The 19,444-nt window shown below is 73.2% G+C and carries 22 protein-coding genes; 10 read left to right on the forward strand and 12 right to left on the reverse strand.

Annotation, left to right across the window (positions count from 1 at the left end):
- Both DY240_RS03325 and DY240_RS03330 read left to right on the forward strand, forming a co-directional pair.
- Window positions 1-1,197 (forward strand): S1C family serine protease (locus DY240_RS03325; RefSeq protein ID WP_199700739.1); only part of this gene is annotated, 1,197 nt, incomplete at its 5' end.
- A gap of 109 nt (window positions 1,198-1,306) precedes the next feature.
- The gene (locus DY240_RS03330; protein WP_119658546.1) at window positions 1,307-2,857 is read left to right on the forward strand and encodes an ATP-dependent DNA ligase; all 1,551 of its coding nucleotides are present in this window, start codon (window positions 1,307-1,309) and stop codon (window positions 2,855-2,857) included.
- A gap of 697 nt (window positions 2,858-3,554) precedes the next feature.
- Here DY240_RS03330 and DY240_RS03335 read toward each other — a convergent pair.
- On the reverse strand, window positions 3,555-4,316 hold the full coding sequence (locus DY240_RS03335) for a hypothetical protein (protein ID WP_119658547.1): 762 nt from the start codon (window positions 4,314-4,316) through the stop codon (window positions 3,555-3,557).
- A 188-nt stretch (window positions 4,317-4,504) separates the two neighbouring features.
- Here DY240_RS03335 and DY240_RS03340 point away from each other — a divergent pair, with 188 nt between their 5' ends.
- Window positions 4,505-5,314, forward strand: coding sequence for an SURF1 family protein (locus tag DY240_RS03340; protein WP_158602718.1), 810 nt, complete (start codon window positions 4,505-4,507; stop codon window positions 5,312-5,314).
- On the opposite strand, the gene DY240_RS03345 is transcribed toward DY240_RS03340, so the two are convergent.
- Genes DY240_RS03345 through DY240_RS03355 form a run of 3 tightly spaced genes read right to left on the reverse strand, consistent with a single transcriptional unit; the run spans window position 5,280 to window position 8,728 of the window.
- Window positions 5,280-5,591 carry a DUF3817 domain-containing protein gene (locus tag DY240_RS03345; RefSeq protein WP_199700740.1) on the reverse strand — a complete coding sequence of 104 codons (312 nt, stop codon included), beginning with the start codon at window positions 5,589-5,591 and terminating at the stop codon, window positions 5,280-5,282. The genes DY240_RS03340 and DY240_RS03345 overlap by 35 nt on opposite strands.
- A gap of 24 nt (window positions 5,592-5,615) precedes the next feature.
- Window positions 5,616-7,001: an adenylate/guanylate cyclase domain-containing protein gene (locus DY240_RS03350; protein WP_119658550.1), complete on the reverse strand. Its 1,386-nt coding sequence runs from the start codon at window positions 6,999-7,001 to the stop codon at window positions 5,616-5,618.
- Complete coding sequence (locus DY240_RS03355) at window positions 6,998-8,728, reverse strand: FAD-dependent oxidoreductase (protein WP_233552590.1); 1,731 nt, start codon at window positions 8,726-8,728, stop codon at window positions 6,998-7,000. Before DY240_RS03355 ends, DY240_RS03350 begins: the two co-directional genes overlap by 4 nt.
- Before the next feature lie 150 nt (window positions 8,729-8,878).
- Here DY240_RS03355 and arfB point away from each other — a divergent pair, with 150 nt between their 5' ends.
- Window positions 8,879-9,307, forward strand: coding sequence for an alternative ribosome rescue aminoacyl-tRNA hydrolase ArfB (arfB, locus tag DY240_RS03360; RefSeq protein WP_119658552.1), 429 nt, complete (start codon window positions 8,879-8,881; stop codon window positions 9,305-9,307).
- A 111-nt stretch (window positions 9,308-9,418) separates the two neighbouring features.
- Here the strand turns inward: arfB and nusB are convergent, their stop codons facing one another.
- Genes nusB through DY240_RS03375 form a run of 3 tightly spaced genes read right to left on the reverse strand, consistent with a single transcriptional unit; the run spans window position 9,419 to window position 11,558 of the window.
- Window positions 9,419-9,829 (reverse strand): transcription antitermination factor NusB, encoded by a 411-nt coding sequence (gene nusB / locus DY240_RS03365; RefSeq protein ID WP_119658553.1) that lies wholly within the window; start codon window positions 9,827-9,829, stop codon window positions 9,419-9,421.
- A 13-nt stretch (window positions 9,830-9,842) separates the two neighbouring features.
- Window positions 9,843-10,403, reverse strand: coding sequence for an elongation factor P (gene efp, locus DY240_RS03370; RefSeq protein WP_119658554.1), 561 nt, complete (start codon window positions 10,401-10,403; stop codon window positions 9,843-9,845).
- Window positions 10,404-10,448: 45 nt separating this feature from the next.
- A complete protein-coding gene (locus DY240_RS03375; RefSeq protein ID WP_119658555.1) occupies window positions 10,449-11,558 on the reverse strand; it encodes a M24 family metallopeptidase in 1,110 nt (369 codons plus the stop codon).
- A 99-nt stretch (window positions 11,559-11,657) separates the two neighbouring features.
- On the opposite strand from DY240_RS03375, the gene DY240_RS31300 reads away from it, so the two are divergent.
- The 4 genes from DY240_RS31300 (at window position 11,658) to DY240_RS03395 (ending at window position 13,596) form a co-directional block, all read left to right on the forward strand.
- Window positions 11,658-12,137 carry a hypothetical protein gene (locus tag DY240_RS31300; RefSeq protein WP_147375183.1) on the forward strand — a complete coding sequence of 160 codons (480 nt, stop codon included), beginning with the start codon at window positions 11,658-11,660 and terminating at the stop codon, window positions 12,135-12,137.
- Between the two features lie 64 nt (window positions 12,138-12,201).
- Window positions 12,202-12,507, forward strand: coding sequence for a toxin-antitoxin system HicB family antitoxin (locus tag DY240_RS32705; RefSeq protein ID WP_199700741.1), 306 nt, complete (start codon window positions 12,202-12,204; stop codon window positions 12,505-12,507).
- On the forward strand, window positions 12,504-12,950 hold the full coding sequence (locus tag DY240_RS03390) for a type II toxin-antitoxin system VapC family toxin (RefSeq protein WP_119658557.1): 447 nt from the start codon (window positions 12,504-12,506) through the stop codon (window positions 12,948-12,950). Before DY240_RS32705 ends, DY240_RS03390 begins: the two co-directional genes overlap by 4 nt.
- 16 nt (window positions 12,951-12,966) lie before the next feature.
- Entirely contained in the window at window positions 12,967-13,596 is a 630-nt protein-coding gene (locus tag DY240_RS03395; protein ID WP_119658558.1) for a hypothetical protein, read from the forward strand.
- Window positions 13,597-13,608: 12 nt separating this feature from the next.
- Here the strand turns inward: DY240_RS03395 and aroQ are convergent, their stop codons facing one another.
- Window positions 13,609-14,043, reverse strand: coding sequence for a type II 3-dehydroquinate dehydratase (aroQ, locus tag DY240_RS03400; protein ID WP_119658578.1), 435 nt, complete (start codon window positions 14,041-14,043; stop codon window positions 13,609-13,611).
- 16 nt (window positions 14,044-14,059) lie between these two features.
- Entirely contained in the window at window positions 14,060-14,977 is a 918-nt protein-coding gene (locus DY240_RS03405; protein ID WP_119658559.1) for an aldo/keto reductase, read from the reverse strand.
- 206 nt (window positions 14,978-15,183) lie between these two features.
- On the opposite strand from DY240_RS03405, the gene DY240_RS03410 reads away from it, so the two are divergent.
- Window positions 15,184-16,149 carry a type IV toxin-antitoxin system AbiEi family antitoxin domain-containing protein gene (locus DY240_RS03410; RefSeq protein WP_119658560.1) on the forward strand — a complete coding sequence of 322 codons (966 nt, stop codon included), beginning with the start codon at window positions 15,184-15,186 and terminating at the stop codon, window positions 16,147-16,149.
- Complete coding sequence (locus DY240_RS03415; RefSeq protein ID WP_199700742.1) at window positions 16,139-16,642, forward strand: pyridoxamine 5'-phosphate oxidase family protein; 504 nt, start codon at window positions 16,139-16,141, stop codon at window positions 16,640-16,642. The genes DY240_RS03410 and DY240_RS03415 overlap by 11 nt, the downstream gene beginning before the upstream one ends.
- On the opposite strand, the gene aroB is transcribed toward DY240_RS03415, so the two are convergent.
- The 3 genes from aroB to aroC are packed head-to-tail and all read right to left on the reverse strand — an operon-like array spanning window position 16,639 to window position 19,416.
- On the reverse strand, window positions 16,639-17,730 hold the full coding sequence (gene aroB / locus DY240_RS03420) for a 3-dehydroquinate synthase (RefSeq protein ID WP_119658561.1): 1,092 nt from the start codon (window positions 17,728-17,730) through the stop codon (window positions 16,639-16,641). The genes DY240_RS03415 and aroB overlap by 4 nt on opposite strands.
- Window positions 17,720-18,220, reverse strand: coding sequence for a shikimate kinase (locus tag DY240_RS03425; RefSeq protein ID WP_119658562.1), 501 nt, complete (start codon window positions 18,218-18,220; stop codon window positions 17,720-17,722). Before DY240_RS03425 ends, aroB begins: the two co-directional genes overlap by 11 nt.
- Window positions 18,220-19,416, reverse strand: a complete 1,197-nt coding sequence (gene aroC / locus DY240_RS03430; RefSeq protein WP_119658563.1) for a chorismate synthase — start codon at window positions 19,414-19,416, stop codon at window positions 18,220-18,222. The genes DY240_RS03425 and aroC overlap by 1 nt, the downstream gene beginning before the upstream one ends.
- Window positions 19,417-19,444: the final 28 nt, after the last annotated feature.

Consider the following 19,444-nt stretch of genomic DNA (forward strand, 5'->3'; position numbering starts at 1 on the left):
CCGGCGGGTGCGACCGGAACCGCCGAGGCCGGCGCGGCCGGCTCCCCGCCGCCGCACGAGCCGCCCACCGAGCACGACCGCAAGCCCGAGCCCAAGCGCCGTCGCGCCCCACTCGTGCTGGCCGGCGTCGCGCTCGGCGCGATCATCGGCGGCGCGGCCGGCGCGGGGGTCGTGGCGGTCGTCGACGACGACGGCGACGGCGACAGCGCCACCCCGGTGACCCGCAGCGACCTGAGCAACTCCAGCAACGACGGCGGCCAGCAGGCGTCCGACCTGACGGGCGTGTCGGCGGTCGCCGCCGACGTCCTGCCCAGCGTCGTGTCGATCACCGCGCAGAGCCAGTTCGGCCAGGCCGGCGGCACCGGCGTCATCATCTCCTCCGACGGCGAGATCGTCACGAACAACCACGTGGTCGAGAGCGTCGGTCAGGGCGGCACGGTGCAGGTGACGTTCTCCGACGGCACCACCGCCGACGCCGAGGTCATCGGCACCGACCCGCTCACCGACCTCGCCGTCATCAAGGCGCAGGACGTGTCCGGCCTGCAGCCGGCCGAGCTGGGCAACTCCGGCGACCTCGCCGTCGGCCAGCAGGTCGTCGCGATCGGTTCACCTCTGGGCCTCGACGGCACCGTCACCAGCGGCATCGTGTCGGCCCTGAACCGGCCGATGGCCGCGAGCAGCGACGGTCAGCCGCAGGCCGGCGTCAACTCCGTCATCGACGCCATCCAGACCGACGCGCCCATCAACCCCGGCAACTCCGGCGGGCCGCTGGTGAACATGGACGGCCAAGTGGTCGGCATCAACAGCGCGATCCTCACCACCGGCAGCGGCAACGGCTCGATCGGGCTGGGCTTCTCCATCCCGATCGACCAGGCCAAGCCGATCATCGAGGAGCTGCGCCAGGGCCAGGAGGCCACCCACGCCCAGATCGGCGTCGGCGTCAACGACGCGCAGCAGGGCGACGTCCGCGGCGCCCTGATCGCCCAGGTCAACCCGGGCAGCCCCGGCGAGGAGGCCGGTCTGCAGGAGGGCGACGTCGTGACCCACGTCGGCGACCGCGTCGTCAGCGACGCGACCTCCCTGATCGCGGCCGTCCGGTCGCACCGTCCCGGTGACGAGATCGAGCTGACCTACGTGCGCGACGGCCAGGAGCAGACCACCACGGTGACCCTGGGCAGCGACGCGCAGACCAGCTGAGCCGACGCCGTCGTCCGGGCCGAACGCCCCTCCAGAACCTGGTGCGTGTTCTGGAGGGGCGTTCTCGTGTGTGGGTGAGGTTGTCGGTGGGGGCGGGCAGACTGGGAGCGTGCTGCTGAAGGACGTCGCCGACACCTCCGCCGCCGTCGCCGGGGTCTCCGGGCGGCTGGCGAAGATCGACCTGCTCGCCGGGTGCCTGCGCCGGGCCGCGCCCGACGAGGCGCCGGTCGTCGCCAGCTATCTGGCCGGCGAGCTGCGGCAGCGCCGCACCGGGCTCGGCTACGCGTCCCTGCGCGACCTGCCGCCGCCGGCCGAGTCCGCGTCGCTGGACGTGCTGGAGGTCGACGCCGCGTTCGGCACGATCGCCGAGCTGTCCGGCAAGGGCTCCACGGCGGCGCGGCGCGAGCGGTTCCGCGAGATCCTGGCCCGCGCCACGCCGTCCGAGCAGCGGCTGCTGGCCGGACTGGTCTCCGGCGAGCTGCGGCAGGGCGCACTCGACGGCGTGCTCACCGAGGCCGTGGCGCGCGCCGCCGAGGTCCCGGCCGCCGACGTGCGCCGCGCGGTCACCGTCGCGGGTGCTCTGGTGCCGGTCGCGGCCGCGGTGCTGGCCGCGGGCCCGGAGGGTCTGGCGCGGTTCCGGCTGACGGTCGGGTCGCCGCTGCGGCCCATGCTGGCCTCCCCCGCGCCCGACATCGCCGAGGCGCTGCAGCGCACCGGCGAGGCCGCCGTCGAGTGGAAGGTCGACGGCGTCCGGGTCCAGATCCACCGCGACGGCAACGACGTCGCCGTGTTCACCCGCACGCTCGACGACATCACCGGCAACGTGCCCGAGCTCGCCGAGGCCGCGCTGGCGCTGCCCGTCCGCTCCGTCGTACTCGACGGCGAGACCATCGCGCTCGATCCGTCCGGCCGTCCGCTGCCGTTCCAGCGCACCGGTTCGCGGGTCAGCAGCCGGGTCGACGTCGCGACGGCGCGGGCCAAGGTGCCGCTGTCCCTCTTCGTCTTCGACGCCCTGCACGTCGACGGTGCCGACCTCATCGGCTCCCCCGGCACCGACCGCTGGGCCGCGCTGTCCGCCGTCGTCCCGGAGTCAGCCCGGGTCCCGCGCCTGGTGACGGCGTCGGCCGACGAGGCCCAGGCCTTCTTCGACGACGCCATCGCCCACGGCCACGAGGGCGTCATCGTCAAGGACCTCGACGTCCCCTACGAGGCCGGCCGCCGCGGCGCCGGCTGGCTGAAGGTCAAGCCGCGGCACACCCTCGACCTCGCCATCCTCGCCGCCGAGTGGGGTCACGGCCGGCGGCAGGGCTGGCTGTCCAACCTGCATCTGGGCGCCCGCGACCCGTCCGGCGCCTACGGTCCCGCCGGCGGCTGGGTGATGCTCGGCAAGACGTTCAAGGGCCTGACCGACCAGATGCTCACCTGGCAGACCGCCGAGCTGCTGTCCCTGGCCGACGGGCCGACGGACGGCTGGGTGGTCCGGGTGCGGCCGGAGCTGCTGGTCGAGATCGCCTTCGACGGCGTCCAGACATCGCCGCGCTACCCGGCCGGGGTGGCGCTGAGGTTCGCCCGCGTGTTGCGTCACCGTCCCGACAAGCCCGCCGCTGAGGCCGACACCATCGAGTCGGTGCTGGCCATACGTGGGCCCGTGCACGCGTAGCGTTGGCCGGCCCCGGCCCCAAGGCCCGCTGGTGTCCGGCTCCGCTGCCGGCTCACCGGCCGTAGGTGGTATCCGGCGACCGACTCCGCTGTCGTGACGGGCTCGCTGGCCTCCTCCGGCCCCGAGATGATCACGTTCACGACGAAAACCCGTGTCGTACTACGCCTGCAATCGTGTCGACGGTCGAGAGAACCTCATGACGGCCCACCCCACCCGGAGGAAAGCGCTCACCACCACCCGCGCTCCATGATCATCGGCGATCGCTGGCGTTATGGCACCAGTGATTGCCGATGATCATGGGGAAGGCGAGTTCCGGCGCCGCGGCAGAGCCGGAGGACTCCTCTGCCAGCACACCCGCCAGCGGCCAGCGGACAGCAACGCATAGCGGAGTCGGTCGCCGATCCACGAGCGGCCAGACGGCGGGCAGCGGACCCGCCACCAACAGCGGAGTCGGTCGCCCCAGGGTGCCCACCGCAAGAGGCCAGCGAACAGCGACCAGCCCGCGGACCTGAACGCCCGGGCCACTTCTTCCTCGGCCGCCTGATGCTGTTCCCCGAGGGCGCGGCGGCGCGGGTCAAGCGGTCTCGCCGGCGCGAAGCGCCCACCAGTCCGCTCGAGGCGCGCCGCCGCGCCCTCGACACTCGAACAGCAGGAGGCCGAGGACCCACCGACGCTCAAGAAGCCAACCGGGCGAACCTCAGCGCCCGCCGCTGATGCCCCGGTGGGCCTGCGCCAGCCGTTCCATCCCGTCCGCGAGCACCTCGACGCCGGTGTGGTCGGACGAGCGCAGCAGCAGCCCCGCCGCCTCCCACAGCGCCGTCTGGACGGCGTTGGCCGTCTGGTCGTCGGCGGCGGCCGTCGCCGCGGTCTCGAGGCCGGTGGTGGCGTCGACGAGGCGCGACCAGGAGGTGGGGGCGTAGCGGCCGGTGACGACGCGGACGCGGTCGCCCTCCTTGAGGACGGCGTCGCGGTCGCGGTCGAACAGGTACTGGCCGAGCGCGGCCCCGCCCACGCCGCCGCCGACGAGACCGATCAGCCCGCCCAGCACCGCACCGAGAACGCCGAGGCCGATCACCAGCGCCAGCACCACCAGCAGCACCGCGCCGACGACCGCGCCCGCGATGGCCGGGACGAGCTGATGGCGGCGCAGCCCGACGCCGAGCACCTGGAACATCGGACCGGGCTGGGCGAGCGCCTCGGCGACGCGGTCGCGCAGCGGCTGGTCGTTCAGTCCGGGCCGCAGCACGGCGAACGTCTCAGGGACCGCTTGACCGGACGTGGCCGCATGCGCGGGGCGGCCCGACGTCCACCGGACGGCACCCCACGGGCGCTTCTCGACGACGTTGGGCAGCCACGAGCCGCGCTTGGCGTTCAGCCGATCGACGATCTCCTGCTGCTGCTCCCAGGCCTGCGACCACTCCCACTCCTTCATCGCGCTCAGCGGGTGCGGTCGGCTCATCTCGATCTTCTCTCCATCGTGATCGTTCACCAGGGTGGATGTTGCGCCCGTCCCCCGAACGAGACTGTTCGAAGCCTACCCAACCGGCAACCAAGATCATGGGGCCATCCGGACATAAATGTCTGATACTGCCCGCTGCGGCTCACCCGCACGCACCGGGCCGCCCACGGGGCCGTTACGGTGTCAGTGTGTACCGGTTCCTGCTGACGCCTCGCTGGCTGCTGCTGCACGCCGTGGCGGTGGCGGCGGTGGCCGGCTGCCTGGTGCTCGGCTGGTGGCAGGCCGACGTCTACCAGGACAGCCACGGCCGGCACGAGCTGCGCGACCGCGAGCCGGTCGCCGTCGCCGAGCTGGCCTCGCCGGGCGCGGAACTGGGCGACGCCGCCGACCGTCAGGCCGTCGCGACCGGCACCTACCTACCCGATCAGCAGCAGCTCGTCCCCAGCCGGGTGCACGACGGCACGCTCGGCTCGTTCGTGGTCACGCCGCTGCGGACCGACGACGGCATGGTCGTGCCGGTGCTGCGCGGCTGGGTCGACGACCCCGAGGACGCCGGCACCGCCGTCCCGTCCGGCGAGGTCACCGTCACCGGCTACCTGCTGCCGCCCGAGACGCCCGACCACGCGACCGTCCGCACCGGCCAGGAGCTCGAGGACGGCCGCATGGCCTACATCGCACCTGACCAGCTGGCCCAGCGCGCCGGCGTGGGCGAGGCCACGGCCCTGCACGGCTACCTGCTGCTGCGCGAGGAGTCGCCGGAGCCGGCCGCCGCGCCCGTGGTGCTCGACGTCGACACCGTCGCGCCGATCCGCGACGTCAGCCCCTGGCAGAACCTCTCCTACTGGGCGCAGTGGTGGGTCTTCGCGCTGGCCGCGGTCGTGTTCTGGGTGAGCATCGTCCGCAACGGCGTCCGGACCCGCCGGCTCGCGGCCGCCTCGCCCGAGGGCGCCGGCGACGACGACGTCAGCGCACCCGCTCCGTCTCACGCGCCTTCCTGACGACGAACCGCTCGGCGAAGAACGACGCGAACGGCACCGTCCCGGCCAGCGCGATCAGCACCGCCCAGCTCGCCTTCCACCCGCGCTGGTGCACCAGCAGCCCGGTGGCCACGAGGTAGATCACGTACAGCCAGCCGTGGATCGGCGAGACCGTGCGGCTCATGGTCGCGTCGCCGGGCGGGCCGTAGCGGACGAAGATCGCCACGCACAGCAGGAGCAGCACCACACCGGTGGTGTAGGCCATGACGCGGTAGAAGGGCAGGGCATCTCGACGCACGCCTGCGAGCCTAACCCCGCCGCTTCACAGCCCGAGCAGCCGGTACGCCTCGACGACGCCCGTCTTGCCCTTGACCTCCAGGCCCTCGACCCGCTCGGTCCGCGCACCGGACAGCTGCCGCGCCGTCTCCGCGCCGATGAGGACGCCGCCGACGGGGGCCGCGCTCTCCAGGCGGGCGGCGAGGTTGACGGTGTCGCCGATGACGGTGAACGTCCGCCCGCCCGCCGTGCCGAGGAGACCGACGGCGACCTCACCGGTGTTGACGCCGACGCGGAACCGCGGCCAGCCCGGATGCGCGGCCGCCACCGTCGCCGTCACCTGCTGGATCGCCAGCGCCGCGGCGGCCGCCCGGCGCGCGTGGTCGGGCTGGTCGCCGTCGCGGTTGAACGTCACCATGAGCGCGTCGCCGACCAGCCGGTCGACGGTGCCGCCGAACCGCTCGACGACCGGCGGGATGGCGATGGTGAAGTACGCGTTGAGCATCTCGGTGACGTCCTGAGGGCGGGTGCGCTCGGAGAACGACGTGAACCCCTGCAGGTCGGCGAAGAGGACGCTGAGCTCACGGGTCCCCTTGGCGGTGTCGCCGAGGTAGAGGCCGGCGAAGCGCTCCTCGTACCACTGACGGTGTGCGCTGAGGGCGACCAGCGCGAACGCCGCCAGCATCAGCAGGTGCCACTCCCACCAGCTGGCGTGCCAGTTGCGTCCGAACGCCACCGCGACCGACGCCTCGGCCAGCAGCACGAACGCCGCGGCCATCGCCAGCAGCAACGTCACCGAGCCGGGGTGGCTGGGCAGCCGCAGGTACCGCACGACGGCGAACACGTACAGCAGCAGGGCGGCGACCGCCAGCCAGACCAGCGGGCCGGACGCCCGTTCCGGCGGCGCGGGGTCGTCCAGCGGCGCCAGGCCGCCCACCGACGCCGCGCCCCACAGCACCAGGACCGCCAGCAGCGCGCCGCGGATCAGACCGGCCCGCCGCATGACCGCGTGCGCCCGCCCGCCGCCCAGCTCCGTCGCCGACGCCGCCGCGAACACCGCCGCGACCAGCAGCCCCACGGGCGTGGCCAGCGCGAATCCGGCGTTCGGCGCGTCGAGCAGCACGCCGGGCGTCGCCAGCGCGTGCAGCCCGAGGAACCCGGCCGCGGCCAGGAACGCCAGCGAGACCAGGAAGACGCGCGCGTCGTTGCGGCGGCGCGCGGCCGTTCCCGTCGCGTAGGCCAGCCCGGTGCTCAGCGCGGCGGCCCCGAGCACCAGCCAGAAGTGCGCGGGGTGGTGCTGCCACGTCCCGTCCCACTCCGGCACCGCGAGCAGCACGACGAGCCCGGCGATCGGCAGCGCCAGCAGCAGCGCCGCCAGGCCGAGGCGGGGCGCGACGGCGCGCGCCGGCGGGTCCGCGGGCGTCCCGGTCACGGCCGTGCCACGCTCGGATCCGTGGCCGCGAGGACCCGGTGCACCTGCTGGATCACCACCGACCCCTCGCCGACGGCCGACGCGACCCGCTTGACCGACCCGCGGCGGACGTCGCCGACCGCGAACACGCCCGGCACACAGGTCTCGAGCATCAGCGGCTGCCGCTCCAGCGGCCAGCGCCGCGCGGCGTGGCTGTCCATGACGTCCGGCCCGGTGAACAGGTAGCCCCACTGGTCGCGCTCGATCCGCTCGGGCAGCCAGGACGTGTGCGGCTCGGCCCCGATCAGCACGAACAGCCCCGTCGCCGGCTCGGTGTGCGTCTCACCCGTGTCGCGGTCGCGGAGCTCGATCCAGGCCAGCCGGCCGCTGCCGCCACCGTCGACCACCTCGGTGTGCAGCCGTACCCGGATGCCGGCCGCGTCGATGGCGTCGATGAGGTACTGCGACATGCTGTCGGCCAGCGACGCGCCGCGCACCAGCAGCGTGACGGAGCTCGCGTAGCGCGACAGGTGCATGGCGGCCTGCCCGGCCGAATTGCCGCCGCCGACGACGAAGACCGGCTCGCCCGCCATCGCGCGGGCCTCGGACACCGACGCGCCGTAGAAGACGCCCGCTCCCTCGAACGCCTCCAGCGACCGCACGCCGATGCGCCGGTAGCTGACCCCGGTGGCCAGCACGACGGCGCGCGCCCGGGCCCGCTGCCCGTCGGCCGCCGTCAGGACGTACCAGCCGTCCTCGGAGGTCAGGTCGACGAGCTCGCGCATCAGCAGGAACGTCGTCCCGAACACCCACGCCTGCTGGTAGGCCCGCTGGGCCAGTTCCGCGCCGCTGATGCCGCGGGAGAAGCCGAGGTAGTTGCGGATCAGCGAGCTGGACCCGGCCTGCCCGCCGATCGACTCCCGCTCGACCACGAGGGTGTGCAGCCCCTCCGACGACGCGTAGACGGCGGCGGCGAGCCCCGCCGGCCCGGCGCCGACGACGATGACGTCGAAGTCCGTCTCCGCGCCCAGCGTGGTGTCGACCCCGTAGGCGTCGGCCAGCTGGGTGTTCGTCGGGTCGACCAGCACCCGGCCGTCGTGCAGCAGGACCACCGGCGCCGTGGCGTCCTCGAGGCCGGCCGCCGCGAGCGCCGTCCGGCCCTCGTCGGTGTCGGAGGGGTGGAACTGGTGCTGCACGCCGTTGCGGACCAGCAGGCTGCGCAGCTCGTGGGCGCGCGGCGACCAGCGCTCGGCAACGACCGTCACCTCGCGCGGCGCGGCCGAGACCGACCGCTCCCACTCCAGCAGGAACTCGGTGACCGTGCGGTGGAAGTACTCGTCCGGCGAGCGCCACGGCCGCAGCGCGTAGTAGTCGATCTTGCCCAGCGCGATCAACCGGTGGATGGCGTCGGCGGTCGCGCGATCGGCCCACGCGCCCCAGTCGACGACGAGCGCCCGTTTGGCCTCCGGGTACAGCTGTTTGACCTGCCCGAAGACGGCGTCGGCGGGGTCGTCCTCGCCCGGCGCGGGCGGCGGACGGTCGCACAGGACCAGCGCGACCTGCAGTCCGCGGTCGCGCAGCGATTCCAGCGTCGTCAGCCCGGCCGCGCCGCTGCGCTCGTCGACGACGTCGTAGTCGCCGCCGTAGCGCCGGCGCAGCTGATCGGCGATGCGCCCCTGGCCCGCGGTGTCATGAGCGTGCTCGATGACGACCAGCACCGGCCGGCGCTGGTCCGGCTGGACGGACATGGCCACGCCGCACCTCCCCCCGAAGGCCGCGGCCGGCCGTGCCCGTGGCCGGCCGCTTGCGGCGAGTCTACGGCCCGGACGGGGCGTTGTGACCGGTTGCGACGGGAGTAAGCGGCAGCACGGGCACGCGTCAGCGGGCGCGATAATCGGCTGGTGGCGCCGGTCCGAGTCCGAGAGACGCTCGTCATCCCCGACGACGAGCTGTCCTGGCGGTTCTCCCGCTCGAGCGGACCGGGCGGCCAGGGCGTCAACACCACCGACTCGCGGGTCGAGCTGTCCTTCGACGTGACGGCGTCGCGAGTGCTCAGCGCGACGGCCCGGGCCCGGATCGCCGAGCGGCTGCGGCACCGTCTGGTCGACGGCGTGCTGACGGTCGTCGCGTCGGAGCACCGGTCGCAGCTGCGCAACCGGGAGGCGGCTCAGGAACGGCTGGCGGCGCTGCTGGAGGATGCGCTGCGGCCGCCTCCGCCGCCCCGCCGGCCGACGAAGCCGTCGCGAGCGGCCCGGGCTCGCCGGGTGGAGCAGAAGCGCCGGGCCGGCGAGACCAAACGGCTGCGCCGCCGCCCCGACGACGCCTGAGGTCACCCGCCGACGCCGTCCCGCGTCCCCGTCCCCCGCTGACCCCGTCCCCGGCCCCACGTTGATGGGAGGTGGACGGCGCTCCCGGAGCGGAACCGGGCGGACGGGTGGCTAGACGCTCAGGCTGGGCTTGATCGCGACCAGCCGGCCGAGCAGGCCGTTGACGAACGTCGGCGACTGGTCGGTCGAGAGGTCGCGGGCCAGCGACACCGCCTCGTCGAGCGCCACGGGGTCGGGGACGTCGTCGCGGTAGAGCACCTCGTAGACGCCGATGCGCAGGACGTTGCGGTCGACCGCCGGCATCCGCTCCAGCGTCCAGCCCTCGGAGTAGGTCGAGATGAGCTCGTCGATGCGCTCACGATGCGCGATGACACCCTCGACCAGCTGGACGGTGTACTCGTTCAGCGGCTGCTCGGCGGTGGCCATGCGGTGCGACAGCGTGGCGCCGAGGGTGAGGCCGCGCAGCTCGGACTCGTACAGGATGTCGAGCGCGCGCTTGCGGGCGCGGCTCCTGGCTGGCATGCCCCGGCGCCCGTCAGCCCGCGCGGCCGAGGTAGGAGCCGTCGCGGGTGTCGACCTTGATCTTCTCGCCGCTGGTGATGAACAGCGGCACCTGCACCTCGTAGCCGGTCTCGAGCCGGGCCGGCTTGTTGCCGCCGGTGGAGCGGTCGCCCTGCAGGCCCGGCTCGGTGTACTCGATGGTGAGCACGACCGAGGCCGGGAGCTCGACGAACAGCGGGGTGCCGTCGTGCAGGCCGACGGTGGCGTCCTGGTTCTCGAGCATGAAGTTCGCGGCGTCGCCGACGACGCCGGCCGGGACGTGCGTCTGCTCGTAGCTCTGGGTGTCCATGAACACGAAGTCGTCGCCGTCGCGGTAGAGGTAGGTCATCTCGCGGCGGTCGACGTTGGCGGTCTCGACCTTCACGCCAGCGTTGAACGTCTTGTCGACCACCTTGCCCGAGATGACGTTCTTGAGCTTCGTCCGCACGAACGCGCCGCCCTTGCCGGGCTTGACGTGCTGGAACTCCACCACGCTCCACAGTTGCCCGTCGAGGTTGAGCACGATGCCGTTCTTGAGGTCGTTGGTCGTCGCCACGTCGCTCTTGCCTTCTTCGTCGTCTTGGTCGCGGCCCCGGTCGCGTCAGGCGTCCAGGACCAGCAGGTCCTTGGTGGTGGGTGTGAGCAGCTCGGAACCGCCGGAGGCCCGAACCGCCAGCGTGTCCTCGATGCGGACGCCGCCGCGGCCGGGCAGGTAGATCCCGGGCTCGACGGTCACAGCCATGCGATCGGCCAGTGTACCCGTCGCGGAGTACCCGAGCGTCGGCGCCTCGTGAACCTCCAGGCCCACGCCGTGTCCGGTGCCGTGGCCGAAGTTCTCCTTGTAGCCGGCATCGTCGATGACGGCGCGGCTGGCGTGGTCGACCGACATGCACTCGGCGCCGACGGCGACGGCCTCGGTGCCGGCCCGCTGGGCGGTGGCGACGAGGTCGTAGATCTCCCGCTGCCAGTCCTGCGGCTGGGCTCCGATGACAGACGTGCGGGTGCAGTCGGCGTGGTAGCCGCGGTAGACGGCGCCGAAGTCGATCTTCAGCAGGTCGCCGCGCTCGACCACGCGGTCCGTCGGCCGGTGGTGCGGGATGGCGCTGTTCGGGCCGGCCGCGACGATGGTCTCGAAGGCGATGCCGTCGGCGCCGTGGCCGAACATCCGCCACTCCAGGTCGCGGGCGATCTCTTTCTCCGTCCGCCCGGCGAATCCGCCCGCCGCGTAGAGGTCCTCGAGCGCCCGGCACGAGATGGCGCAGGCCTCGGCCAGCAGGCCGATCTCGTCCTCGTCCTTGACTGCGCGCAGCTGCTCGACGGCGCGGCCCAGGTGGACGCTCTCGACGGCGGCCGGCTCGGCGTCGAGCGCCGCCTGGACCGACTCCCAGAGCTCGAGGGTGACGGCGTGCTCCTCGACGCCGAGCCGTAGACTCCCCCCGGCCTTCGCCGCACGCGCGGCGAGCGACGCCGCGACACTCCGCTCGACCAGCAGCTCGACGTCTTCTGCCACGGCCTTCGCCGCCGTAGAATAACGGCTATCCGTGGCAAGCACGGCCGAACCGTCCGAGCTCAGGAGCAATGCCGCGTTACTGCTGTCGAGGCCGGTGAGATAACGGACGTTGACCAGGCTTGTGACTAGCGCCGCGTCAATCTTGTCATCAACCAGCCTCCGGGCCAGTTCAGCGCGTCGCTTCGCGTGGGTCTCCGCCATCTTCTACGCCCTCTCTACCGTTGCTGACCTGTGTAGATGTCGTGGTATTTCAATAATTGAGACGGGTGCTTCGCAGTTGATCACCGCTCGACTACGCTCGTGATCATGCTCATCCTAGGCCTGGTCGTCATCGTCATTCTGGCCCTCGTCATGAGCTTTCTCGTCATTCGGCGTGGGCCCGAGACAACCACCGCGCGCACCTTCTCTTCGTCGTTGACACCGCCCCCCGGTGTACGGCTCCCCCGCGAGTTGCAGGACGAGGCTCGTGATGTCGCATCGCGCGGCAATACCGACCAAGCCGTGAAAATCCTGCAGAAGCGGGCAAGCCTTCCACTACCGCAGGCTACCGCCATCGTCTACGCGCTTCAGGCGGGACAGGTGTTCCCGGAGCCCGAGCCGGTCAGCACCGCGCCGTCGACGCCGGCCCGCCGCCGCGGCGCCATCGACGCCGAACTGCTGGCGACGCTGCGCCGCCTGGTCAGTCAGGACCGCCTGCGCCGTACGGCCGCCATCCGGCTGCTCAAGGAGCGCACCGGCATGAACAGCCGCGACGCCCGGCGGTTCCTCGACGCCCTCTGACCCGTGCTGGGACCCGAACTTCGGTCTTGATATCACTACCACCGTCGGTGATAGCATCTCGGGCATGCGCCAGTTGCTGCTGCGGATCCCCGACGATCTCCACCGGCGGCTGAGCGCGCGAGCGCAGCGCGAGGGCGTCTCCATCAACGCCCTGGCCAACAAGGTGCTCTCCGCCGCGGCGCCGCCGCCTCCCCCGTCCGACGACGACATCGACGTGCGCCGCCTCGAGCTGCGCGAGAAGGCGCGCGAGCTCGGCCTCCTCGTCGAGAACCCGGCACCGTCGGTCCCTCCGGCCCAGTTCACCCGCGCGCTCAAGGCCACCGAGGGGGTCGGCCCGGTCGTCGACGAGCTGTGGTCCGACGGCCGATGAGGATGCTCACCTACGTCGACTCCTCGGTGCTGGTGCGCTCCTACCTCGCCGACGAGCCGCAGCACGCCGTCGCGCGCGGCCTGATCGAGGGCCGCACGCTGCTGGTCACCTCCACGCTGGCGCTGCTGGAGGCGTCGTCCGCGCTGGTCCGGGCCGCGCGCACCCGCCGCTTCGGCGACGTCGACACCCTGCTGGCCAAGCTCTACGAAGAGGTCTCGCCCACCGGTCCCATCGCGCTGATCCGCGCCGACATCCTCGACACCGAGAACACCGCCCGGGTGCTCGTCCGCCGCTTCGGCCTCCGCGCGTGCGACGCCCTGCACCTGGCCATCGCCGACCTCGGTGCGCGGCCATTGGTCCGCTCGGGCGAGCGGGTGGGGTTCGCCTCGCACGACCCCGCGCAGCGCGCGGCCGCCGCGGACCTGGGCTTCGTCCCCGTCTGACCGGTACCGTCGCCCCGTGGACTTCTGGCTGATCGTCGTCATCGCCTTCGGGGCCGCGCTGGTGATCGGCTTCGGCATCGTTCTGGTGCGCGCCCGGGCCGACGCGGTGAGCGGGCCGACGCCGTCGTCACCCGGCGCGGAGCGACCCGTCCTGGACCGAGCCGAGCTCGACGCCGCCGTCGGCGCGCTGCTCGCCGAGGGCAGGCTCATCCCGGCGGTCAAGCTGATCCGGCAGCAGACCGGCCTGGGCCTGGCCGAGGCCAAGGCGTACGCCGACCGGCTGGCCGCCGGAGCGGACTCGGCCCCGCCGCCGCAGTCACCCCGGGCGTCGATCTCGCCGGAGGCGATGGCGCGCATCCAGCACCTCGTCGCCCAGGGCAAGAAGTTGCAGGCGGTCAAGGAGCTGCGCGAGCACACCCGTCTGGGACTCCGGGAGGCCAAGCTCACCGTCGACCGCATGGCCGAGTCGGCGGTGGTGCTGGCGGCCGAGCCGCCCGAGCCGCCCGCCGACCGCACCGACGAGGTGATGGCGCGGGTTCAGGCGCTGGTGGCGGAGGGCAAGAAGATCCAGGCGATCAAACTGCTGCTCGACAACGCGCCGGACCTGGACCTCAGGAAGGCGAAGGAGATCGTCGACCGGCTGTGACCGGCGGGCCGCTCAGACGAGGTCGGCGACGGCGCGCAGCGCGAGGTCGTAGGAGCCGAGCCCGAAGCCGGCGACGGTGCCCGTGGCGACGCCGGCGACGACGCTGGTATGCCGGAACTCCTCGCGCGCGGCCGGGTTGGAGATGTGCACCTCGACCAGCGGCGCCCGCAGCTGCGCGCACGCGTCGCGCAGCGCGTAGGAGTAGTGCGTGAACGCGGCCGGGTTGAGCACCACCGGCGTGCCGGCGTCGGCGGCCTCGTGCAGCCAGTGCACCAGCTCGGCCTCGTCGTCGGTCTGCCGCACGTCGGCGTCGAGCCCGAGGCCGGCGGCGGTCTTGCGACAGCGCTCCACCAGGCCGGCGAACGTCGTGCTGCCGTAGACGTCCGGCTCGCGGGACCCCAGGCGGCCGAGGTTGGGACCGTTGAGCACCAGTACGCGCGTCGTCACGGCCTGCACAATATCGTCACGGGAGGCGGTTGCCGGCCGCCCGGTAGAGCGCGTACCAGGTCTCGCGGCTGAGCTCGATGTCGGCCGCCAGAGCCAGCTCGGCGACGCGGGCCGGCTTCGTCGTCCCGACGACCGGCTGCAGCCGCGCCGGGTGGCGCAGGATCCACGCGACGGCCACCGTCGCCGGGGTGGCGCCGGCCTCGGCCCCGACCGTCGCGAGCGCCTCGTTGAGCTCCTGATAGTCGGGGTTGGTGAGGAACGTCCCGGCGATGTGGCCGTGCTGCAGTACCGACCACGGCTGGATGGTGATGCCGTGCAGGCGGCAGTACTCCAGCGCGCCGCCGTCGCGGACCACGCCCCCGTCGAACCCGGTGTTGACGTTGAGACCGGAGTCGACCAGCAGCGTGTGCGCCAGTCCGAACTGCAGCTGGTTGGCGACCAGCGGCTGGCGCACGTGCGCCCGCAGCAGGTCCAGCTGGGCGGGGTTCTGGTTGCTGACGCCGACGTGGCGCACCTTGCCCGCCGTCACGAGGTCGTCGAAGGCCGCGGCCACCTCATCGGGCTCCATGAGGGTGTCGGGCCGGTGCAGGAGCAGCAGGTCGACGTAGTCGGTGCGCAGCCGCCGCAGCGACCCCTCGACCGACGCGCGGATGTGCTCGGCGGAGAAGTCGAAGAACCCGGACCGGATGCCGCACTTCGTCTGGACGACGACGTCCTCGCGGCGGACCGGCGACCTGGCCAGGGCCGCCCCGAACACCTCCTCGCACTGCCCGCCGCCGTAGATGTCGGCGTGGTCGAACATGGTGATGCCGGCGTCGGCGGCGGCGCCGATCAGCCCCGCGACCTCGTCCTCGGACAGCTGGTCGATGCGCATGCAGCCGAGGATGACGGCCGAGCCGCGCAGTCCCGAGCCGCCGATGTCGATGTACCTCACCCGGCGAGCTTATCCGGCTGATCGTCCCGGGCTCGCCCGCCTTGGCAAGGCTGACCGTCGCTCCAAACCGGGCATTTCGGACAGCGGCGCGACGACCAGCCTTGCCAAGAGGATGGCGGACATTGCCAAGGCGCAACGGATTCGACCGTTCCGCCCGTCGTGAGCGATGATCGACCCGCCCGGCAGGCGAACGAAGGGGCTCTGCCGTGCGCGAACTACCAGTGCTGGTCACGTACTCCGGCGCGCTGTCCGCCGGGCTCACCGAGAGCGCCGTCCGCCACCGGGTGCGGCAGGGCCGGCTGATCCAGGTGCGCCACGGCGTGTACTGCTCGCGCGAGGTGTGGGACCGGATGAGCGGCGACGTACGGCTGCGGCACGAACTGCAGATCCGCGCGGTGCTGATGTCGCTCGGCGGCGCGTGGGTGAGCCACTACTCCGGCGCGGCGCTGCAGCATCTGCCGTTGCCGTCGGGCTGGGACGAGGTGGTCACGCTGACCCGCCCGGTGAGAACGGCCGGCCGGATGTCGTACCCGGGTGTCAGGTTCCGGACGGCCGCCGTCCCGCCGGCGCACCGGACCACGCTGTACGGGTTGCCGGTCCTGACGGTGGCCCGCACTGTGCTCGACATCGCCCGCACCGACGGCGCCGCCGCCGGGCTCGTCGTGGCAGACGCAGCGCTGCGGCGGAATCTCACGACCTCGGCGGACCTCGCCACCGTCGTCGCCGACCTGGCCGGCTGGCCCGGGGTGGCGGATGCGCGGGTGGTCTCCGCCCACGCGTCCGGCCGGCGCGAGTCGCCGCTCGAGTCGGCCTCGTACGCGTTGTTCGTCCGGCGCGGGCTCGCGCTGCCCGAGTGCAACGCCTGGCTCACCGACGAGCGGCGTGGCGGCGTTCGGGCGGACTTCACCTGGCGACGGCATCGGCTGCTCGGCGAGGCGGACGGCCGGGTGAAGTACGACGACCCGTGGTCCACCGGCGAGCCGGTGCTGTGGAAAGAGAAGCTGCGCCAGGAGCGACTCGAGAACCTCGGCTTCGTCGTCACCCGCTGGACGGGAGCCGAGATCCACCGCGACCCGGACGCCGTCATGGCGCGACTGGCCGAGCGGTCCCGCCGGGCCCACGACATGTTCGGCGCGCCGCTGCTGGTGCCACGATGGAGGCATGAGCGATGAACCGGAGACCACGTCGATGGTGAGCGACGGCGCCGCCACGACGCCGTGGGCCGACGCGGTGGCGGCGCTGGCCGCGGCCGACACGTACTGGTTGTCGACGGTGCGACCCGACGGCCGGCCGCATGTCGTCCCGATCCTGGGCGTCGTGGTCGACGGCGTGTTCCACTTCGCCGCCTGGCCGGGCAGCGTCGCCGGACAGAACCTGGCCAGCGACCCACGCTGCGTCGTCGCCGTCAACGCCGGCGGCATCGACCTCGCGGTCGAGGGCCGGGCCACCGCCGTGCGCGACGAGCCCGTGCTGCAGGCGGCCGCCGAGCGCTACCTCGAGCAATACGACTGGCCGGTCGAGATCCGCGACGGCGCCTTCCACGCCGAGGGCGCGCCGACGGCCGGTCCGGGCCCGTACGACGTCTACGCGCTGACACCGTCGAAGGCGTTCGGCTACGGGTCGGGCGAGGGCGACTACAACCCCACCCGCTGGCGGTTCGGCTAGCGGGCCACCTCGGTGAACGCGGCGGTGAGCAGCTGTGGGTCGGGCGCCTCGAGGATGCCGGGCTTGCCGAGCGCGTCGAGCACGACGAACCGCAGGCGGTCGCCACGGCTCTTCTTGTCGATGCGCATGGTGTCGAGCAGCCGCGGCCAGGCGGACCCGTCGTACGACGTCGGCAGGCCGAGCAGCTCGAGGATGCGGCGGTGGCGGTCGGCGGTGTCGTCGTCGAGCCGACCCGCCAGGCGCCCCAGCTCCGCGGCGAACACCATGCCGACGGAGACCGCCGCGCCGTGCCGCCACTTGTACCGCTCGAGCTTCTCGATGGCGTGGCCGAGCGTGTGCCCGTAGTTGAGGATCTCGCGCAGCCCCGACTCGCGCAGGTCGGCACCCACGACGTCGGCCTTCACCCGCACCGACCGCACCACGAGGTCGCGCACGTAGGGGCCGTCGGGGCGCGCCGCGCCGGCGGGGTCGGCCTCGACGATGTCGAGGATGGTGGGGTCGGCGATGAACCCGGCCTTGACGACCTCGGCCAGGCCGGCGACGTACTCGTTGACCGGCAGCGACGACAAGGCGGCGAGGTCGCACAGCACGCCGGCCGGCGGGTGGAACGCGCCGACCAGGTTCTTGCCCTCGGCGGTGTTGATGCCGGTCTTCCCGCCCACGGCGGCGTCGACCATGCCGAGCACCGTCGTCGGGACCGGCACCCACTTCACGCCGCGCAGCCAGGATGCCGCGACGAACCCGGCGAGGTCGGTGGTCGCTCCCCCGCCGATGCCGACGACGGCGTCGGAGCGGGTCATGCCGATGCGGCCGAGCACCGACCAGCAGTACGCCGCGACCTCGGCGGTCTTCGCGTCCTCGGCATCGGGGACCTCGACGGCGTGCGCCTCGAAGCCCTGCGCCAGGAGGTCGTCGCGGACGGCGTCGGCGGTCGCGCGCAGCGCGCCGGGATGGATGACGGCGACGCGCTGGACGCCGTCGCCGAGCAGGCCGGGCAGCTCGCCCAGCAGCCCGGTGCCGATGACGACGTCGTAGGGGTGGTCGCCGCCGACGTGGACTCTCGTCGGCTCGAAGGCGTCACCCGACATGCTTGACGACCTCGTCGGCGATGTCCTCGGGGCTGCGGCCGCCGGTGTCGACGGTGACCGTGGCGGCCTCGACGTAGACCGGCCGGCGCTCGTCGAGCAGCCGCTTGAGCTGCGCCCGCGGGCTCTCGAGCAGCAGCGGCCGGTCGCGGTTCAGCCCCACGCGCGACACGGCGTCGGCCAGGCCGACATCGAGGAAGACGACCAGGTGGCCGGCGAGCAGCGCGCGGTTCTCCGGCGAGACGACGGCCCCGCCGCCGAGCGCGAGGACGCCGTCGTGCTCGTCGAGGGCGGCCGCGACGGCGGCGCGCTCCAGCGCTCGGAACGCGGGCTCGCCGTCCTCGACGAAGATGTCGGTGATCGGCTTGCCCGCGATGCGCTCGATGTCGGCGTCGGTGTCGCGGAACGTGGTGCCCAGCCGCTGCGCGACGAGCGTGCCGACGGTGGTCTTGCCGGCGCCGGGCGGGCCGATGACGACGACGCGCGGGGCCATCAGCGCACCGCCAGCCGGGCCGGTATGGCGTCGAGGTAGGTCGCGAGGTTGCGGGCGGTCTCGGCGACGGAGTCGCCGCCGAACTTCTCCAGCGCCAGCTCGGCCACGACCAGCGCGACCATGGCCTCGGCGACGACGCCCGCGGCCGGGACGGCGCACACGTCGGAGCGCTGGTGGTGCGCCTTGGCGACCTCGCCGGTGGCGGTGTCGATGGTGCGCAGCGCCCGCGGCACCGTCGAGATGGGCTTCATCGCCGCGCGGACCCGCAGCGTCTCGCCGGTGGACATGCCGCCCTCGATGCCGCCGGACCGGCCCGACGTCCGCCGCACGCCGCCGCCGTCGACCGGCACGATCTCGTCCTGGGCCTTGGAGCCGCGGGTGCGGGCGAGCTCGAACCCGTCGCCGATCTCGACGCCCTTGATGGCCTGGATGCCCATGAGCGCGCCGGCCAGGCGGGCGTCGAGCTTGCGGTCGCCGTGCACGTAGCTGCCGACGCCAGGCGGGAGGCCGGTGACGACCACCTCGACGACGCCGCCGAGCGTGTCGCCCTCGTCGTGCGCGGCGTCGACCTCGGCCACCATGAGCTTGCTGGTGTCGGCGTCGAAGCAGCGCAGCGGGTCGGCGTCGAGGTACTCGACGTCGTCGGGGCCGGGCAGCGGCGAGCCGGCCGGCACCGCGACGGTCCCGAGCTCGACGGTGTGGCTGACCAGCCGGACGCCGTAGGCCTGGCGCAGGAACGCCGACGCGACCGCGCCGAGCGCCACCCTTGCCGCGGTCTCGCGGGCGCTGGCCCGCTCGAGCACCGGGCGGGCCTCGTCGAAGGCGTACTTCTGCATGCCCGCGAGGTCGGCGTGGCCGGGACGGGGGCGGGTCAGCGGCGCGTTGCGGGCGAGGCCGTCGAGGACGTCGGGGTCGACCGGATCGGCCGACATCACCTGCTCCCACTTGGGCCACTCGGTGTTGCCCACCTGGACGGCGACCGGGCTGCCGAGCGTGCGGCCGTGCCGCACCCCGCCGAGGATCGTCACCTCGTCGGCCTCGAACTTCATCCGAGCGCCGCGGCCATAGCCGAGCCGGCGCCGCGCGAGCGCCGCGTCGATGTCGGCCGTCGTGACCTCGACCCCGGCCGGAAGTCCCTCGAGGATCGCGACCAGGGCCGGCCCGTGCGACTCCCCCGCTGTCAGCCATCTGAGCATGCTCGAATTCTCCCACGCTCTGGCGGCC

Origin of the sequence: Jiangella rhizosphaerae (assembly GCF_003579925.1) — a bacterium.
In the GTDB taxonomy this organism is placed as follows: domain Bacteria; phylum Actinomycetota; class Actinomycetes; order Jiangellales; family Jiangellaceae; genus Jiangella; species Jiangella rhizosphaerae.

Bases quoted from the DNA above. Each gene is read 5' to 3' on its own strand.
- DY240_RS03335 (WP_119658547.1), bottom strand. From the start codon at position 4,316: ATGAGCCGACCGCACCCGCTGAGCGCGATGAAGGAGTGGGAGTGGTCG.
- DY240_RS03355 (WP_233552590.1), bottom strand. From the start codon at position 8,728: ATGTCCGTCCAGCCGGACCAGCGCCGGCCGGTGCTGGTCGTCATCGAG.
- nusB (WP_119658553.1), bottom strand. From the start codon at position 9,829: ATGCCAGCCAGGAGCCGCGCCCGCAAGCGCGCGCTCGACATCCTGTAC.
- DY240_RS03375 (WP_119658555.1), bottom strand. From the start codon at position 11,558: ATGGCGGAGACCCACGCGAAGCGACGCGCTGAACTGGCCCGGAGGCTG.
- DY240_RS32705 (WP_199700741.1), top strand. From the start codon at position 12,202: ATGCGCCAGTTGCTGCTGCGGATCCCCGACGATCTCCACCGGCGGCTG.
- DY240_RS03390 (WP_119658557.1), top strand. From the start codon at position 12,504: ATGAGGATGCTCACCTACGTCGACTCCTCGGTGCTGGTGCGCTCCTAC.
- DY240_RS03415 (WP_199700742.1), top strand. From the start codon at position 16,139: ATGAGCGATGAACCGGAGACCACGTCGATGGTGAGCGACGGCGCCGCC.
- aroB (WP_119658561.1), bottom strand. From the start codon at position 17,730: ATGTCGGGTGACGCCTTCGAGCCGACGAGAGTCCACGTCGGCGGCGAC.
- DY240_RS03425 (WP_119658562.1), bottom strand. From the start codon at position 18,220: ATGGCCCCGCGCGTCGTCGTCATCGGCCCGCCCGGCGCCGGCAAGACC.
- aroC (WP_119658563.1), bottom strand. From the start codon at position 19,416: ATGCTCAGATGGCTGACAGCGGGGGAGTCGCACGGGCCGGCCCTGGTC.